Here is a 450-nt window from a genome sequence, read left to right as displayed (position 1 = left end):
ATACCCGCGAAAAATGAAATTTAATCCGGGCGTGTTTCATCCTTCCAGAGGGTATGACGTATGACACCACGCGAAATAGCCTTATTGACCATCGCCAAACTTGAGCATGGAGGCCACCAGCTTACACAGGCAGATCAACGGGAGATAGAACGCTCAGTTAATGCCGATATAGCCCGGCGCGACAGGTTCCGCGAAATGATGCGAGCACCTGCCTACCAGTGGAAGAAGCCAGCGCCGCGCAGGTAGATACGGGATTATTCCGCATGTAACTTATGCGTATTAAGCAAATTTCCTTTATTCACCTTTACAGAATTGTGAGTACGTCAGTATCGTTATCCTTCCGATTCGCATTTATTCAGGATTTGCATGTACCAGCTAAAGATAACCATCCGAGACAGCAAACCACCTATATGGCGGCGTGTGCTGGTTCCAGAGCAAATCCCCTTTAGT

General features: G+C 48.0%; 2 protein-coding genes. Both read left to right on the top strand.

Translation table 11 applies throughout. The features are described from left to right. Positions 1-60 precede the first annotated feature (60 nt). Positions 61-246, top strand: coding sequence for a hypothetical protein (locus tag BGK49_RS31220; protein ID WP_000188903.1), 186 nt, complete (start codon positions 61-63; stop codon positions 244-246). 120 nt (positions 247-366) lie between these two features. Next, the coding region (locus BGK49_RS28000; protein ID WP_146628138.1) for a plasmid pRiA4b ORF-3 family protein at positions 367-450 on the top strand (84 nt) is incomplete at its 3' end.

This window comes from Shigella sp. FC1544 (genome assembly GCF_001722145.1).
Lineage (GTDB): Bacteria > Pseudomonadota > Gammaproteobacteria > Enterobacterales > Enterobacteriaceae > Escherichia > Escherichia coli.
The sequence above is the reverse complement of the archived record's forward strand: the minus strand, read 5'-3'. Positions and strand labels throughout refer to the sequence as shown.